Genomic DNA, 14765 nt, shown 5'->3' with positions numbered 1-14765 from the left:
CGGCTGTTGCGTTCTGATTGCGAGGGAAAATCAGACGAGGATGGGAGGCGCGCGAGAATTCGCCCGGCTGACGGCGCTTGCGCCGGCAACGGCGGCGGTCTCTATCGGCGCGTTGACGAGCGAGGCGACTTTGCGCCCGAGCCATGAGCCCGCATCGGGCGTCCGCAGGATGACCGAAGCCGACAATCGGCAGACTTCGCAATTCGGTTTGAAGGCGACCGTCTTGCCATCGTCGTCCTTTGCCGTCACGCAGAGGGACGCAAAGGTGCCGTCGGGCAGCATATAGGCGGCGGCGTCATAACCTTCAGAAGCGAGGGCCTGTGGCGGCCGGTGGGCAACGCCAAGGAAAAGCAGGCTCAGTGCGCAAAGCATGCGCAGGAAGAGCGTCGCTTTTAGTCCGGTCTGCCGCATGAGATCCCCTTCAACAGCATGTCGCGATAGCCGGTTTCGCACCCGAATGCAAAAGCAGATTTGCTTGAGATCACGGGCTTACCCCCGGCTGTGGCGACAAAAATTTGTCAGGTCACGACATTTGGTCTTGCCAAGCGCCGCACCCGCCGGATAATTGCGCCAACCATGTTGGGAGAATCCGGTGCTTTCGCCACCGGTGCCGAAGGAGCAACCGCCCCGGAAACTCTCAGGCAAAAGGACCAGCAAGGGGCAGACGGAACTCTGGAGAGAAGCGTTCTCGAAACGCTCGCCGAAGGGATAACAATCTCAGGCGTCAAGGACAGAGGGGGCTCAGGAGAGAAGCGCGCAGCCGCGCCTTCAGATTTGAGCCCGCGCCTTGGAAAGAGGCGCAAACCCCGGAGGCGTCTTTTGGACGAAACTGCTGCCCTGAAGAAAACCCCGTTGCATGCCCTGCATCTTTCGCTCGGCGCCCGTATGGTGCCGTTCGCAGGCTATGACATGCCGGTGCAATATCCCGCTGGCGTCATGAAGGAACATCTTCAAACCCGCACGGCAGCCGGCCTCTTCGATGTCTCCCACATGGGGCAGGTCATCGTGAAGGCGAAATCCGGCAGCTATGAGGATGCCGCGCTCGCGCTGGAAAGCCTGGTCCCCGTCGATATCCTCGGCCTGGCCGAGGGCCGCCAGCGCTACGGCTTCTTTACCGACGAGACCGGCGGCATTCTCGACGACCTGATGATCACCCATCTCGACGACCATCTTTTCGTCGTCGTCAACGCTGCCTGCAAGGAGGCCGATCTCGCCCATCTGCAGACCCATATCGGCGACCGGTGCGATATTACCCTCCTGAACCGCGCCCTGATCGCGCTGCAGGGACCGCGTGCCGTCGAGGTTCTCGCCGAACTCTGGGCCGACGTCGCGGCGATGAAATTCATGGACGTGCGTCATTGCCGCCTGCACGACGTCTCCTGTCTGGTCTCGCGTTCCGGCTACAGCGGCGAAGACGGCTTCGAAATCTCGGTTCCATCAGACAAGGCCGAGGATGTCGCCATGCGGTTGCTCGAGCATCCCGACGTGCAGGCGATCGGTCTCGGCGCCCGAGATTCTCTGCGTCTGGAAGCCGGTCTTTGCCTCTATGGCAACGATATCGACACCACCACCTCGCCGGTCGAAGCGGCTCTCGAATGGGCCATGCAGAAGGCACGCCGCTTCGGCGGCGCGCGCGCCGGCGGCTTTCCTGGCTCCGGCCGCATCCTGTCCGAACTCGAAAATGGCGCTGCGCGCCGCCGCGTCGGCCTGAAGCCGGAAGGCAAGGCGCCGGTGCGCGGCCATGCCAAGCTCTATGCCGATGCCGAGGGCAAGACCGAAATCGGCGAAGTCACCTCGGGCGGCTTCGGCCCTTCCGTCGAAGGCCCCGTCGCCATGGGTTATGTGCCGGTATCCCACGCTGCCGTAGGCACTCAGGTCTATGCCGAAGTCCGCGGCAAGTTCCTGCCTGTTGCCGTCTCCGCCCTGCCCTTCGTCAAGCCGACTTACAAACGTTGAACCCTGTTTTCCGAGAGGATATTTCCATGCTGAAATTTACCGCTGAACATGAATGGCTCGAGCTCGACGGCGATGTCGCGACCGTCGGCATCACCACCTTTGCCGTCGAACAGCTCGGCGATCTCGTCTTCGTCGAGCTGCCGGAAGTCGGCAAGAGCTTCGCGAAGAACGACGATGCCGCGACGGTCGAATCCGTCAAGGCTGCCTCCGAAGTCTATTGTCCGCTCGACGGCGAAATCACCGAGGTCAACGAGGCGATCGTCGCCGATCCGTCGCTCGTCAATTCCGACCCGCAGGGCGCCGGCTGGTTCTTCAAGCTGAAGCTCAAGAATCGTGCCGATGCCGACGGCCTGCTTGACGAGGCCGCCTATAAGGAGCTCATCGCGTAATGACGACGCCGACGGAATTCCAGTTCACCGATTATCAGCCCTACGACTTCGCCAATCGCCGTCACATCGGTCCCTCGCCGGCTGAAATGAGCGATATGCTGAAGGTGATCGGCTATAACAGCCTCGATGGCCTGATCGATGCGACTTTGCCGCCCGCGATCCGCCAGAAGGCGCCGCTCGTCTGGGGCGCGCCGATGACCGAGCGCGAGGCGCTCGACAAGCTGCGCGAGACCGCCAACAAGAACAAGGTGCTGGTCTCGCTGATCGGCCAGGGCTACTACGGCACGATCACGCCGCCGGTAATCCAGCGCAACATCCTTGAGAACCCCGCCTGGTACACGGCCTATACGCCCTACCAGCCGGAGATCAGCCAGGGCCGCCTGGAAGCGCTGCTGAACTACCAGACGATGATCTGCGACTTGACTGGCCTCGATGTCGCCAATGCCTCGCTGCTCGACGAGGCGACGGCCGCCGCCGAAGGCATGGCGATGGCCGAGCGCGTCTCCAAGTCGAAGGCCAAGGCCTTTTTCGTCGATGCCGACTGCCATCCGCAGACCATTGCCTTGATCCGCACCCGCGCCGAGCCGCTCGGCTGGAGCGTCATCGTCGGCAATCCCTTCACCGATCTCGACCCTGTCGACGTCTTCGGCGCGATCTTCCAGTATCCCGGCACGCACGGCCATGTCAGGGACTTCACCGGCCTGATCTCCCGCCTGCATCAGACAGGCGCCATTGCCGTCGTTGCTGCTGATATTCTCGCCCTGACGCTGTTGAAATCGCCCGGCGAAATGGGCGCCGATATTGCCGTCGGCTCGTCGCAGCGCTTCGGCGTTCCCGTCGGCTACGGCGGCCCGCATGCGGCTTATATGTCGGTCAAGGATGCCATCAAGCGCTCCATGCCCGGCCGCCTCGTCGGCGTCTCCGTCGATGCCCGCGGCAACCGCGCCTACCGCCTGTCTCTGCAGACCCGCGAACAGCATATCCGCCGCGAAAAGGCGACCTCGAACATCTGCACCGCCCAGGTTCTGCTCGCCGTCATGGCCTCCATGTACGCGGTCTTCCATGGCCCGAAGGGTATCAAGGCGATCGCCCAGCAGGTCCACCAGAAGGCCGTGCTGATGGCCAAGGGCCTGGAAAAACTCGGCTATAAGGTCGAGCCGGAGAGCTTCTTCGACACGATCACCGTCGATGTCGGTCATATGCAAGGCCTCATCCTGCGCGCAGCCGTCGCCGAAGGCGTCAATCTGCGCAAGGTGGGCGAGACGAAGATCGGCATGAGCCTCGACGAGCGCACGCGGCCGGCCACGCTGGAGGCCGTCTGGCGTGCCTTCGGCGGCAATTTCGCCATCGCCGATTTCGAGCCGTCCTACCGCCTGCCGAAGGATTTGCTGCGCACCAGCGACTACCTCTCGCATCCGATCTTCCATATGAACCGCGCCGAAAGCGAGATGACGCGTTATATCCGCCGGCTCTCCGACCGCGATCTGGCGCTCGACCGCTCGATGATCCCGCTCGGCTCCTGCACGATGAAGCTCAATGCGACGGCGGAAATGCTGCCGATCACCTGGCCGGAATTTTCCGATATCCATCCCTTCGTGCCATCAGACCAGGCGCTGGGCTATGGCGAGATGCTCGACGACCTCACGGAAAAGCTCTGCGCCGTCACCGGCTACGACGCCTTCTCGATGCAGCCGAATTCCGGTGCGCAAGGCGAATATGCCGGCCTGCTGACGATCCGCAACTACCACATCGCCAATGGCGAGGGCCATCGCGACGTCTGCCTGATCCCGACCTCGGCGCACGGCACCAACCCGGCTTCGGCCCAGATGGTCGGCATGAAGGTGGTCGTCGTCAAGGTGCGCGAGAACGGCGACATCGATCTCGACGATTTCCGCGCCAAGGCTCAGGATCATGCGGCAAACCTCTCCTGCTGCATGATCACCTACCCCTCGACGCACGGTGTCTTCGAGGAAACCGTCAAGGAAATCTGCGATCTCGTGCATATCAATGGCGGCCAGGTCTATCTCGACGGCGCCAATATGAACGCCATGGTCGGCCTGTCCCGCCCCGGTGACATCGGCTCCGACGTGTCTCATCTCAACCTGCACAAGACCTTCTGCATCCCGCATGGCGGAGGCGGCCCGGGCATGGGGCCGATCGGCGTCAAGGCACATCTGGCGCCCCACCTGCCCGGCCATCCCGAGACCGACGGCCGCTCTGGCGCGGTTTCGGCGGCGGCTTTCGGTTCGGCATCGATCCTGCCGATTTCGTGGAGCTACTGCCTGATGATGGGCGGCGAAGGCCTGACGCAGGCGACCAAGGTCGCGATCTTGAACGCCAACTACATCGCCGCCCGGCTGAAGGGCGCCTATGACGTGCTCTACAAGTCGAAGACCGGCCGCGTCGCGCATGAATGCATCATCGACACCCGCCCGCTGGTCGACAGATCAGGCGTCACCGTCGACGATGTCGCTAAGCGCCTGATCGACTGCGGTTTCCATGCCCCGACCATGAGCTGGCCGGTTGCCGGCACATTGATGATCGAGCCGACCGAAAGCGAGACCAAGGCCGAGCTCGACCGTTTCTGCGAGGCGATGCTGGCGATCCGCGAGGAAGCTCGCGCCATCGAAGAAGGCCGCATGGACAAGCTCGACAACCCGCTGAAGAACGCGCCGCACACCGTCGAAGACCTCGTCGGCGAATGGAACCGGCCCTACAGCAGAGAACAGGCCTGCTTCCCGCCCGGCGCCTTCCGGGTCGACAAATACTGGTCCCCGGTCAACCGCGTCGACAACGTCTACGGCGACCGCAACCTCATCTGCACCTGCCCGCCGGTCGAAAGCTACGCCGAGGCGGCGGAATAACGTAAATTCGGCAAGCCCCTCTCGCGCTGAGAGGGGCTGCTTGTGCGTCAAGCCTTTCAGGCGCGGCACGAACTCCGGCGAAGCCCGTTTCGGGGCATAGGGTTCAAATTTAACCTTTCTTAGCAAGTCTCTGTTAGCAATTCGAAATGGGCGGTTTCCATTCATCATGGATGTTGCCGCTGATCTCTGTTTTGCGTGCGGGTTCTTATGCGTCCATCGGCTGTGCCAGCAATTCTCCTCGCCACCCTGATCCTCTCGGGATGCGCCGCCAGTTCCGGCGCCGAAGATGTGCTCACGCCTGTGGCGTCGACGGAAACCACCAATGCCATCACGAAGCCGAGCGGCCCGATCCCGGCTGCTGCCGTGGGTAATACCGCCCCACAGGCAAGCGCGCCGCAGCAGGCGCTGAGCTGGACAGGGCCTGTTCCGGAGCCGCAGGCGCTGGTGCCCGCGGAACGGCCGGTCGGCATGCCCATGCCGACGGAAAGACCCGTCGCGATGCTCATGCCCGACAATCCGGCAATCGATCCCGGTGCCGGGATGAAATCGCCGTCGCGCGGGCGGATCTATGGCCACCGTTTCCGCGACGCCAAGCCGATCAACTTCGGCAGAACCTCGCCGAGAAATCTGGCCGTGCACGGCGTCGACGTATCGCGCTGGCAGGGCGAGATCGACTGGGAAACGCTGCGAAAGCAAGGCGCGAATTTCGTCTACATCAAGGCGACGGACGGTGGTGATCACCTCGACCCCATGTTCAGGAAGAACTGGCGTCGCGCCAAGGAAGCCGGCCTGAAACATGGCGCCTATCACTTCTTCTACTGGTGCCGGACAGCCGGCGAACAGGCTGACTGGTTCATCCGCAACGTGCCGAGGGAAGCAAACGCGCTTCCGCCCGTCATCGATGTCGAATGGAACGGCGAATCGAGCTGCAAGCGGCGTATTTCGCCCGCCCGCGTCCGGGAAAAGATGCAGGTCTTCATGGACAAGCTGGAGCGCCATTACGGCCAGCGCCCGATCATCTACACTGCGCCGGATTTCTACCGCGACAATTTGAAGGGCCAGATGCTCGATTATCCCTTCTGGCTGCGCTCGGTCGCAGCCCACCCCTCCAAGGTCTATCCCGGCCGCAAGTGGGTCTTCTGGCAATATTCCGGTTCGGGTCTTTCCGACGGCGTCGACGGCAAGATCGATCTCAACGTCTTCAACGGCAGCGAAAGCGATTGGCACGACTGGGTTGCGTCGCGATAGCAGGCAGGTCACGGCCCCGCCTTCCTGTCTCAGTCCGGAACAGGTGGGCGGTGTTATCTCCGTGCCCGTAGATCTTTGCTAACGCAATGCCTTCAGCATTCCCTAAGCCATTGCAGGTACAAGCATTCCATTCAGATCTGGGGAACGGCTGATGAGCATATCGGGCATTACCAACATTGCTCTTTCGGGAATGCGGGCGCAGACGACTCGGATCGGCGCAATCGCCAGCAATGTTGCAAACAGCAGCACGCCCGACTATAGCAGACTGAACACCAGCCTCACCTCCACCGAGCCCGGCGTTCGCGCCACCGTTGAGGCGACGCCATCGGACGTCGACCTCGCCACCGAGCTGACCGATATGCTCCAGGCCGAGCAAAGCTACAAGGCGAACGCCGTCGTCTTCGAAACCGGCGCCGACTTGTGGGAAATGCTAATGAGCATCAAGCGCGACTGAGCGCTCTCTCCTAAGATAGGCCGCGCTCTCGCTCGGCAGAAATTCCCCACCGGCGTGATTCTTCAGGAATGCGCCGGTTCGCTCTGGCGCTGTGCGGCAAGGGCCGCAAGGTCGGCGGGCTTCAGTTCGACGGATTCGCCGCAGCCACAAGCCGATGTCTGGTTCGGGTTGGTGAAAGTGAAGCCTGAACGGAGCGTCGTCTGCTCGAAGCCCATCTCGGTGCCGAGCAGATAGAGCACGGCCGATGGTTCGACCCAGACCTTGGCGCCGTCGCGCTCGATCAGATCGTCCTTGGCATTGGGTTCGGTCACCAGGTCGATGGTATATTCCATCCCGGCGCAGCCACCCTTCTTGATGCCGACGCGAACGCCCTTGGCCTCCGGGCCGGAATTTTCGACGATCGCCTTGACGCGGGCCGCGGCACCGTCCGTCATGCTCATCACTGCAAAGCCCATCGGCTTTTTCTCCTTCCGCAACCGGGGTCAAGATCCGGCGCTTCGTGATTCAAAATGTAGTCGCGCTGGGTAAACGGATCAATACCTTGGGATGTCAGTACCATCCGACCGCGACTTGAGCCTCTTCCGACATACGATCCGGCGTCCACGGCGGATCGAAGGTCATTTCGACTTCGACACCGGACACGCCTTCGACGGCGCCGACGGCATTTTCGACCCAGCCGGGCATCTCGCCGGCCACCGGGCACCCCGGGGCTGTCAGCGTCATCATGATCTTCACCATCCGGTCGTCCTCGATGTCGATCTTGTAGATCAGACCGAGTTCGAAGATGTCGGCCGGGATTTCCGGATCGTAGACGGTTTTCAGCGCGCCGATGACGTCGTCGCTCAGCCGCGCCAGTTCATCGGCCGGGATGCTGGAATGCACGATGCCTTCGCGCACGTCGATCTTTTGTTCGCTTTCGTCCAGGCTCATTAAGGACACTCCTCAGGCAAAGAACTTGCGCGCATATTCCAGCGCATCGGCCAGCGCATCGACCTCGGCGCGGGTATTGTACATGCCGAAGGATGCACGGCATGTGGAGGTGACGCCGAAGCGTTTCAAGAGCGGCATGGCGCAATGCGTGCCGGCGCGCACAGCCACACCCTGCCGGTCGATCACCATCGAGACGTCATGGGCATGAATGCCTGCGAGTTCGAAGGAAAAGATGCTTCCCTTGTCGGGTGCCGTACCGAACATCCGCAGCGAGTTCACCGATCTGAGGCGCTCGGCGGCATAGGCCGCAAGATCGGCCTCATGGCGGGCGATCGCTTCCCGGCCGATCTTCTCCATGTAGTCGAGCGCGTAGCCCAGGCCGATCGCCTGCACGATTGGCGGTGTGCCGGCTTCGAAGCGATGCGGCGGATCATTATAAGTGACGACGTCCTCGGCAACCTCGAAAATCATCTCGCCGCCGCCCTGGAAGGGACGCATCTGGGAGAGGCGTTCATTCTTGCCGTAGAGCACGCCGATACCCGACGGGCCGTAGAGCTTGTGGCCGGTCATCACATACCAGTCGCAATCGATGTCCTGCACGTCGACCGGCAGGTGCACGGCGCCCTGGCTGCCGTCGATCAGCACGGGGATGCCGCGCTCATGGGCGATGCGGCAGACCTCCTTGACGGGAACGATCGTGCCGAGCGCATTCGACATATGGGTGATGGCGACGAGCTTGGTGCGCTCCGTCAGGCTCTTCTCGAAATCCTCGATATGGAAGGCGCCCTCGTCGTCGACGGGAACCCAGACCAGCTTGGCGCCCTGCCGCTCGCGAATGAAATGCCAGGGCACAATGTTGGAGTGGTGCTCCATGATCGTCAGTACGATCTCGTCGCCCTCGCCAATCTTCGGCATACCCCAGCCGTAGGCGACTGTGTTGATCGCTTCCGTCGAATTCTTGGTGAAGACGATGTCGTTGACCGAAGGCGCGTTCAGGAAGCGGCGCACCTTCTCGCGCGCCGCCTCGTAGGCATCCGTTGCGGCGTTGGAGAGATAGTGCAGCCCGCGATGCACATTGGCATATTCGTGGCTGTAGGCATGCGAGATGGCGTCGATCACCACCTGTGGCTTCTGCGCCGATGCGCCGTTGTCGAGATAGACCAGCGGCTTGCCATGCACCTTTTCCGCAAGGATCGGAAAATCCCTGCGGATGGCTTCGACGTCGTATTGTGTGGCCGGTGCTATCTTGTCCATGGCGGATATCCGATCAGGCGTGCTTTTCGAGCCAGGCCGAGATCACGCTTTCCAGCGCTTCGACCAGGGCCTCGTCTTCCAGTTCCTCGACGATCTCGGCGACGAAGGCATTGACGAGCATCGCCCGCGCCTTGTTCTCCGGAATGCCGCGCGCCATTAGGTAATAGAGATGGTTGGCGTCGATATCGGTCACGGTCGCGCCATGGCCGCACTGGACGTCGTCGGCGAAGATCTCGAGCTCGGGCTTGACCGAAAACTCGGCATCATCGGACATCAGCAGCGTGTTGCAGGCCATCTTGGCATCGGTCTTCTGCGCATCGGGCGCGACCCGGATCATGCCCTGGAAAACACCCTTGGCACGATCGAAGACGACGTTGCGGATCACCTCGGTCGAGCCGGTGTGCGGTACATCGTGGCCGAGCACCATCGTCACGTCGGTATGGCTCTCTGCTCCGAGCAGGTTGATACCGCGCAGCGTCAGATCGGCGCCCTCGCCCGTCACCTTGATGTGCAGTTCCTGGCGCACCAGCTTGCCGCCGGCATTGATCACGAACAGGCGAAGCTTGGCATTGGCGCCGAGATCGACGCGGATCTGGCCAAGATGCGTATCGTCCGCTCCCTGCTGCTGCAGGATGATCCAGGTCAGCTCTGCGCCCTCGCCAATGGTGATGTCACTGACATGGGACACGAAAGCGGCATCGCCGGTCACCGCACGGTGACGCTCGATGGCGGTGGCCTTGACACCGGCCCCGAAGGAAACCGGGAGGCGCGTATGCGTCTGGCCGCCGGCATGGACGAACTGGATTTCAAGCGGGGCTTCGAGCTCGGTATCGGCAGGCACGTCGACGACATAGCCGTCACGCACGAAGCTGCCGTTGATGCGGCCGATGGCATCGTCGCTGCCGAGCGCATCGAGGCTTTCTGCGGCAGAGCCGTTGAGCAGATGTTCGGAATAGGCCGAAACGCCGAGATCGCCGGCGATTGCCTTCTCATCGGAACGGCCCTGGATGACGGCCAGAACCGTGGAACCGGCAACAAGCGGCTCGAGCGCGCTGGAGCCGGCATCACCGGCCTGCGCCGGCAGGCTGCGCAGCAGGTTCTTCAGGTCGGTATAGTGCCAGGCTTCGATGCGCCGCGTCGGCAGGCCGGCCTGCTTCAGGTCGTCGAGAAGCCGGTCGCGCAGTGCGGTCACCGCGCCATTGCCTGGCAGGTCACCGATCTGATGGTTGAAGGCCTCGATCAGCGCCGCTTCGGCCGCGGTCAGGCGGCTCGTCGTCTGCATGTTCATGGACGTCGTCCTTTCCACCCGAAACTCAGGCCGCCGCGCCGATGATATCGGCGTAGCCATTGGCTTCCAGTTCATGGGCCAGCGTCTTGTCGCCCGACTTGATCACCTGCCCCTTATAGAGAACGTGGACGGTGTCAGGCACGATATAGTCGAGCAGGCGCTGATAGTGGGTGATGACGACGACGGCGCGGTCGGGCGAACGCAGTGCATTGACGCCATCGGCAACGATCTTCAGCGCGTCGATATCGAGACCGGAATCGGTTTCGTCGAGCACGCAGAGCTTCGGCTCGAGCAGCGCCATCTGCAGGATCTCGGCGCGCTTCTTCTCGCCGCCGGAGAAGCCGACGTTGAGCGGACGCTTCAGCATCTCGGTGTTGATCTGCAGCTTGCCGGCGGCATCCTTGACGCGGCGCATGAAGTCCGGCGTCGTCAGCTCGTCCTCGCCGCGCGCCTTGCGCTGCTCGTTCATCGCCACCTTGAGAAACTGCATGGTGGCGACACCCGGGATCTCGACCGGATACTGGAAGGCGAGGAAGACGCCCTTGGCGGCGCGTTCGGCCGGATCGAGTTCGAGAATGCTCTCGCCATTGTAGAGAATGTCGCCCTCGGTGACTTCGTAGTCGCTGCGGCCGGACAGCACATAGGAGAGCGTCGACTTGCCGGAGCCGTTCGGCCCCATGATCGCGGCCACTTCCCCGGCCTTCACCGTCAAGTTCAGACCACGGATAATCTCGGTACCGTCTTCGGCGATGCGGGCATGAAGGTTTCTGATTTCAAGCATTTCGTTCTTCCTGTTCATACAACGGCTTCAAGTGCCGCCCAATCGACCGTTCGCACCGGTCTCGATCCGTCATCCTCGGGCTTGTCCCGAGGATCTAAGCCTTCAATTGTATCGCTCTACTGCTCCGATGAGACTTTCCATTTACGTCCGCAGATCCTCGGGACAAGCCCGAGGATGACGTCGCCAAGGGTATGTAGCTTCGGATTTCAAGCATACCATTCTTCCTATCATACAGCTGGCACAAGGCCGCCCAATTGACCGTTCGCAGCGGTCTCGATCCGTCATCCTCGGGCTTGTCCCGAGGATCTAAGCCCTCAGTTGTAATCGCTCCACTCCCGCGTATTCGGATGCGGCCGATAGACATTCTCAATTTCATCAATCCGCTCGTAGAGGTCTATCCAGGTCGGATTGAGCTCCTCTATGAGCTTGATTTTCCACTCGCGCATATAGCGCTTCAGAGATTTCTCCCGCTGGATCGCCAACACGATATTCGGATGGTTCTCAAACCAAACGAGATTTTTTGCTCTGTATTTTTGCGTGAAACCCTTCCGGTGTTCCCATATGCGACCGTGCAGGTCACTCGTGACGCCTGTGTAGATCACACCCCGCGGTTTATCGGACATCATATAGACGAAACCAGTCATCCTTGTCCTTTGACCGCAGCAGATCCTCGGGACAAGCCCGAGGATGACGGAGGCCGTGTTTAGCCGACACTCCCTTCCAGCGAAATGCTGATCAGCTTCTGCGCCTCGACGGCAAATTCCATCGGCAGTTCCTGCAGCACTTCCTTGACGAATCCGTTGACGATCAGCGCGATCGCCGCCTCGGTCGGTATACCGCGCTGCAGGCAGTAGAACAGCTGGTCCTCGGAAATCTTCGAGGTCGTCGCTTCGTGCTCGAACTGCGCCGTCGAGTTCTTCGCCTCGATATAGGGCACGGTGTGAGCGCCGCACTTGTCGCCGATCAAGAGCGAATCGCACTGGGTGAAGTTGCGTGCGTTCGACGCCTTGCGGTGAGCCGAGACCTGGCCGCGATAGGTGTTGTTGGAAACACCGGCAGCGATACCCTTGGAGACGATGCGGCTCGACGTGTTCTTGCCGAGATGGATCATCTTGGTGCCGCTGTCGATCTGCTGATGGCCGTTGGACACGGCGATCGAATAGAACTCGCCTCTGGAGTCGTCGCCGCGCAGAATGCAGGACGGGTACTTCCAGGTGATCGCCGAGCCGGTTTCGACCTGCGTCCAGGAGATCTTCGAGCGGTTGCCGCGGCAATCGCCGCGCTTGGTGACGAAGTTGTAGATGCCGCCCTTGCCTTCCTTGTCGCCCGGATACCAGTTCTGGACGGTGGAATACTTGATCTCGGCATCATCGAGCGCAACCAACTCGACCACGGCGGCATGAAGCTGGTTTTCGTCGCGCTGCGGCGCCGTGCAGCCTTCGAGATAGGAGACGTAGGCGCCCTCTTCCGCGATGATCAGCGTGCGCTCGAACTGGCCCGTGTTCTTCTCATTAATGCGGAAATAGGTGGAAAGCTCCATCGGGCAACGCACGCCCTTCGGCACAAAGACGAAGGAGCCGTCGGTGAAGACAGCCGAATTCAGCGTGGCATAATAATTGTCCGAGGTCGGTACGACCGAACCGAGATATTTCCGGACGAGATCGGGGTACTCGCGGATGGCTTCCGAAATCGACATGAAGATCACGCCGGCCTTCTTCAGCTCCGCCTTGAAGGTAGTGACGACCGAGACGCTGTCGAAAACAGCATCGACGGCAATCTTCGGCTTCTCGACGCCGGCCAGGATTTCCTGTTCGCGCAGCGGAATGCCGAGCTTCTCATAGACCTTCAGCAGTTCCGGATCGACCTCGTCGAGCGACTTCGGACCCGGCGTGCTCTTCGGCGCGGCGTAGTAATGGATGTCGTTGAAATCGATCTTCGGATAATTGACGCGCGCCCAGGTCGGCTCTTCCAGCGTCAGCCAACGCCGATAGGCCTCCAGACGCCATTCCAGCATCCATTCCGGCTCCTGCTTCTTGGCCGAAATGAAGCGGATGATATCCTCGGACAGGCCCTTCGGCGCCTTGTCCATTTCGATGACGGTCTCGAAACCGTATTTGTACTGGTCCACATCGATCAGGCGGACCTGGTCGATCGTTTCCTGCACGGCAGCCATTTCGTTCTCCAATCTCGCCGGATACAAGGTCCGGCAGCTTGTAGCGGACGGGCAAATTCCTTTGCCCTGATGTAGGTGGCCAAAAGGGACTTTTCAGCCCGATTGGCAAGCGGAAATTTGCATTTCCGCAAGTTTATGATGCGGTCAGGCCGCCTCGCCCGCGGACCTGCGCCGGCAGGCGATCTTCGCAAAAGCGGCAATGGCCCTGTCTATATCCTCTTCCGTGGTCGAGAAGCCGAGCGAGATGCGCAGTGCGCCGAGCTTGGCGTCGCGTCCCATCGCCGTCAGCACATGGCTTTCGCCGAGCCGTCCCGACGAGCAGGCCGAACCGGCCGAAAGCGCCACACCTTCGAGATCGAAAGCGATCTGTCCGGTTTCCGCCTTCAATCCCGGCAGGGTAAAGAAGATCGTATTGGCGACACGCTCGCCACCCTCGCCATGGATGATCACGTCGCTAGCATGCCCCCGCATGCCGGTTTCCAGCCGCTCGCGCAGCGCGCCGATTGCCGCGTTGCGCATTACCAGTTCGCTCGCGGCTGTCTCCGCCGCCGCGCCGAAGCCGATCAGCGCCAGCGAATTCTGTGTCCCCGAGCGGTGACCGCGCTCCTGCCCGCCGCCCTGTATCAGCGGCCGCGGCATCAGCGCCTCGCCTCGCGCTATCAGCGCGCCGGCGCCCTTCGGCCCGCCGATCTTGTGCGAGGAGACGATCATGAAATCGGCGCCGATCCTGTTGATGTCGAGCGCGATCCGGCCTGCTGCCTGCACGGCGTCGACCACGAAGAGCCCGCCATGGGCATGCACGATCTTTGCCGCCGCCTCGACCGGCTGGACGATGCCCGTTTCGTTGTTGACGAGCATGACGGCGACCATCGGCAGGCCGGCGACCTTGTCATGGGCCGCAAGCAGGCGGTCAAGCGCGTCGAGATCGACGATGCCGGCTTCCGTGACCGGAATCTCGGTCATCTTTTCCTTGGGAAAGCGGCCGCCCTCGCGCACGGCGGGATGTTCGATCGCCGAAAAATAAAGACGGCCAAGCTGAAGCGGCGTACGGCCCATGCGGAAATCCGGCGTCAGCACCAGATTGGCGGCTTCCGTCGCACCGCTGGTGAAAATGACATTGCCGGCATCCGTGCCGGCCAGTGCCGCCACCTTGCGTCGCGCACCCTCGATGGCGGCGCGCGCGGCGCGCCCCTCTCCATGCACGCTGTTCGGATTGCCAAACACGTCGATGGCGCGCATGATCGCCTCGCGCGCTGCGGGGTGCAGCGGCGCTGTGGCATTCCAGTCGAGATAAAGGCGTGGCGGCGCCATGATCTTCAGTCCTGCGCTTGACGAGCTTGCTTCAGCGGCCGCGGTTCATTTTTCTTGAAATTTCCGCCGGGCTTGCCTTATGACACGTTCCACGAAGCCGTGGATCGCCATGCAAGT

14 protein-coding genes and 2 riboswitches are annotated in these 14765 nt (G+C 61.8%); of the genes, 5 read left to right on the top strand and 9 right to left on the bottom strand.

Translation table 11 applies throughout. The features are described 5' to 3' along the window. Window positions 1-30 precede the first annotated feature (30 nt). Complete coding sequence (locus tag ATY76_RS08300; protein ID WP_088674285.1) at window positions 31-411, bottom strand: hypothetical protein; 381 nt, start codon at window positions 409-411, stop codon at window positions 31-33. 159 nt (window positions 412-570) lie between these two features. After that, window positions 571-659, top strand: a riboswitch (glycine riboswitch). A gap of 3 nt (window positions 660-662) precedes the next feature. Next, a riboswitch (glycine riboswitch) is annotated at window positions 663-744 on the top strand. A gap of 75 nt (window positions 745-819) precedes the next feature. Here ATY76_RS08300 and gcvT point away from each other — a divergent pair. The 5 genes from gcvT to ATY76_RS08275 all read left to right on the top strand — a co-directional run bounded on the left by gcvT (window position 820) and on the right by ATY76_RS08275 (window position 6911). Then, on the top strand, window positions 820-1956 hold the full coding sequence (gcvT, locus tag ATY76_RS08295) for a glycine cleavage system aminomethyltransferase GcvT (protein WP_088674284.1): 1137 nt from the start codon (window positions 820-822) through the stop codon (window positions 1954-1956). Between the two features lie 26 nt (window positions 1957-1982). After that, window positions 1983-2345 (top strand): glycine cleavage system protein GcvH, encoded by a 363-nt coding sequence (gcvH, locus tag ATY76_RS08290; protein ID WP_088674283.1) that lies wholly within the window; start codon window positions 1983-1985, stop codon window positions 2343-2345. After that, the gene (gene gcvP / locus ATY76_RS08285; protein ID WP_088674282.1) at window positions 2345-5209 is read left to right on the top strand and encodes an aminomethyl-transferring glycine dehydrogenase; all 2865 of its coding nucleotides are present in this window, start codon (window positions 2345-2347) and stop codon (window positions 5207-5209) included. Before gcvH ends, gcvP begins: the two co-directional genes overlap by 1 nt. A 207-nt stretch (window positions 5210-5416) precedes the next feature. After that, window positions 5417-6457, top strand: a complete 1041-nt coding sequence (locus ATY76_RS08280; RefSeq protein ID WP_088674281.1) for a GH25 family lysozyme — start codon at window positions 5417-5419, stop codon at window positions 6455-6457. A 151-nt stretch (window positions 6458-6608) separates the two neighbouring features. Further along, entirely contained in the window at window positions 6609-6911 is a 303-nt protein-coding gene (locus ATY76_RS08275; RefSeq protein ID WP_088674280.1) for a flagellar basal body rod C-terminal domain-containing protein, read from the top strand. A 62-nt stretch (window positions 6912-6973) separates the two neighbouring features. On the opposite strand, the gene sufA is transcribed toward ATY76_RS08275, so the two are convergent. From sufA to ATY76_RS08235, 8 genes are all read right to left on the bottom strand, one after another. Further along, window positions 6974-7366 (bottom strand): Fe-S cluster assembly scaffold SufA, encoded by a 393-nt coding sequence (sufA, locus tag ATY76_RS08270; RefSeq protein ID WP_064685465.1) that lies wholly within the window; start codon window positions 7364-7366, stop codon window positions 6974-6976. Between the two features lie 94 nt (window positions 7367-7460). Then, complete coding sequence (locus ATY76_RS08265) at window positions 7461-7841, bottom strand: SUF system Fe-S cluster assembly protein (protein WP_004675587.1); 381 nt, start codon at window positions 7839-7841, stop codon at window positions 7461-7463. A gap of 12 nt (window positions 7842-7853) precedes the next feature. Next, window positions 7854-9095 carry a cysteine desulfurase gene (locus ATY76_RS08260; protein ID WP_088674279.1) on the bottom strand — a complete coding sequence of 414 codons (1242 nt, stop codon included), beginning with the start codon at window positions 9093-9095 and terminating at the stop codon, window positions 7854-7856. Between the two features lie 13 nt (window positions 9096-9108). Then, window positions 9109-10383: a Fe-S cluster assembly protein SufD gene (gene sufD, locus ATY76_RS08255; protein WP_088674278.1), complete on the bottom strand. Its 1275-nt coding sequence runs from the start codon at window positions 10381-10383 to the stop codon at window positions 9109-9111. Between the two features lie 25 nt (window positions 10384-10408). Next, the gene (sufC, locus tag ATY76_RS08250) at window positions 10409-11164 is read right to left on the bottom strand and encodes a Fe-S cluster assembly ATPase SufC (protein ID WP_037073856.1); all 756 of its coding nucleotides are present in this window, start codon (window positions 11162-11164) and stop codon (window positions 10409-10411) included. Between the two features lie 314 nt (window positions 11165-11478). After that, window positions 11479-11808, bottom strand: a complete 330-nt coding sequence (locus tag ATY76_RS08245) for a GIY-YIG nuclease family protein (protein ID WP_088674277.1) — start codon at window positions 11806-11808, stop codon at window positions 11479-11481. A 59-nt stretch (window positions 11809-11867) separates the two neighbouring features. Next, window positions 11868-13337, bottom strand: a complete 1470-nt coding sequence (gene sufB / locus ATY76_RS08240; protein WP_088674276.1) for a Fe-S cluster assembly protein SufB — start codon at window positions 13335-13337, stop codon at window positions 11868-11870. 144 nt (window positions 13338-13481) lie between these two features. After that, complete coding sequence (locus ATY76_RS08235) at window positions 13482-14648, bottom strand: cysteine desulfurase family protein (RefSeq protein ID WP_088674275.1); 1167 nt, start codon at window positions 14646-14648, stop codon at window positions 13482-13484. Window positions 14649-14765: the final 117 nt, after the last annotated feature.

Source organism: Rhizobium sp. R339, from assembly GCF_002211395.1.
Classification (GTDB): Bacteria; Pseudomonadota; Alphaproteobacteria; order Rhizobiales; family Rhizobiaceae; genus Rhizobium.
Note: the sequence above shows the minus strand (reverse complement) of the source record. Positions and strands in the feature narration are given on the sequence as shown.

Bases quoted from the DNA above. Each gene is read 5' to 3' on its own strand.
- ATY76_RS08275 (WP_088674280.1), top strand. From the start codon at position 6,609: ATGAGCATATCGGGCATTACCAACATTGCTCTTTCGGGAATGCGGGCG.
- ATY76_RS08245 (WP_088674277.1), bottom strand. From the start codon at position 11,808: ATGACTGGTTTCGTCTATATGATGTCCGATAAACCGCGGGGTGTGATC.
- ATY76_RS08235 (WP_088674275.1), bottom strand. From the start codon at position 14,648: ATGGCGCCGCCACGCCTTTATCTCGACTGGAATGCCACAGCGCCGCTG.
- gcvP (WP_088674282.1), top strand. From the start codon at position 2,345: ATGACGACGCCGACGGAATTCCAGTTCACCGATTATCAGCCCTACGAC.
- ATY76_RS08265 (WP_004675587.1), bottom strand. From the start codon at position 7,841: ATGAGCCTGGACGAAAGCGAACAAAAGATCGACGTGCGCGAAGGCATC.
- ATY76_RS08260 (WP_088674279.1), bottom strand. From the start codon at position 9,095: ATGGACAAGATAGCACCGGCCACACAATACGACGTCGAAGCCATCCGC.
- gcvH (WP_088674283.1), top strand. From the start codon at position 1,983: ATGCTGAAATTTACCGCTGAACATGAATGGCTCGAGCTCGACGGCGAT.
- ATY76_RS08280 (WP_088674281.1), top strand. From the start codon at position 5,417: ATGCGTCCATCGGCTGTGCCAGCAATTCTCCTCGCCACCCTGATCCTC.
- ATY76_RS08300 (WP_088674285.1), bottom strand. From the start codon at position 411: ATGCGGCAGACCGGACTAAAAGCGACGCTCTTCCTGCGCATGCTTTGC.
- sufD (WP_088674278.1), bottom strand. From the start codon at position 10,383: ATGAACATGCAGACGACGAGCCGCCTGACCGCGGCCGAAGCGGCGCTG.
- sufC (WP_037073856.1), bottom strand. From the start codon at position 11,164: ATGCTTGAAATCAGAAACCTTCATGCCCGCATCGCCGAAGACGGTACC.
- sufA (WP_064685465.1), bottom strand. From the start codon at position 7,366: ATGGGCTTTGCAGTGATGAGCATGACGGACGGTGCCGCGGCCCGCGTC.
- sufB (WP_088674276.1), bottom strand. From the start codon at position 13,337: ATGGCTGCCGTGCAGGAAACGATCGACCAGGTCCGCCTGATCGATGTG.